We start from the raw sequence: 441 nt of genomic DNA on the forward strand, positions 1-441 counted from the left end.
GTGATGTTCACCTTCGACGCGGTGGTGCCGTCGACCGCAGCGGACACGACGATACCGGGGCACGCGTTGATCGCCGCAGCGATTGCGGTGGCACAGTTCGCCGAGGTCATCAGCGCGTTGACCGGCACGGAGATGCGGTAACCGCCGATGTAGAGCACGATGCTGACCGAAGAAGTCGGGGCGGTCGAGACCGTCACGCTACCAGTCGCGGCGGTCGCGCCGCCCGTGGCGTCTGCCAGCGGGATCGCCCAAATCTCCTGAAGCGGAGCATTCGCGCGGGCGATCTTATACATCGCCGCCAGCATCGAGCCGGTACCGAAGAACGCGTCTTCGTTCTGGGTGACGAGCAGCGGTTCGTCGGCGACGGCGGAGCCCGCAGCGGTCTTCTGACCGATCAGCACAAGGCGCTGGATCGAAGAGTACGGAGCCTGCCCCGCGTTC

General features: G+C 66.0%; 1 protein-coding gene. It reads right to left on the reverse strand.

Features of this window, described 5'->3' with window-relative positions; translation table 11 throughout:
• The coding region (locus tag OO70_RS50700; protein ID WP_043688414.1) for a hypothetical protein at positions 1-401 on the reverse strand (401 nt) is incomplete at its 3' end.
• Positions 402-441 lie beyond the last annotated feature (40 nt).

The organism is Streptomyces xylophagus, from assembly GCF_000716435.1.
GTDB classification, from domain to species: Bacteria; Actinomycetota; Actinomycetes; order Streptomycetales; family Streptomycetaceae; genus Streptomyces; species Streptomyces xylophagus.